The organism is Empedobacter brevis NBRC 14943 = ATCC 43319, from assembly GCF_000382425.1.
GTDB lineage: Bacteria > Bacteroidota > Bacteroidia > Flavobacteriales > Weeksellaceae > Empedobacter > Empedobacter brevis.
Genome location: NZ_KB908299.1, coordinates 116,147 through 116,462 on the forward strand (window position 1 = coordinate 116,147; position 316 = coordinate 116,462).

Genomic DNA, 316 nt, shown 5'->3' on the forward strand with positions numbered 1-316 from the left:
TTTTCATTTTCTATTTTGTTGTAACTACTTACGTAAAATTACTAAAAGTGAAAGGAACTCACAACCTTATCATTGTTCTCATCTGCAATTCTGTAGTTGTAACTACTTACGTAAAATTACTAAAAGTGAAAGGAACTCACAACAAATTTGGCTACTGTTACGGACTTACGCCGGTTGTAACTACTTACGTAAAATTACTAAAAGTGAAAGGAACTCACAACCCCTTTTGGTTTTTGATTTGCTAATTCTTCGTTGTAACTACTTACGTAAAATTACTAAAAGTGAAAGGAACTCACAACTACCATAACCTAATTTA

1 protein-coding gene is annotated in these 316 nt (G+C 31.6%); it reads left to right on the plus strand.

Going from position 1 to position 316, the window contains the following annotated elements; all coding sequences use genetic code 11:
- A partial coding sequence (locus H277_RS20425; RefSeq protein ID WP_221406902.1) for a hypothetical protein occupies positions 1 to 245 on the plus strand: 245 nt, incomplete at its 5' end.
- Positions 246 to 316 lie beyond the last annotated feature (71 nt).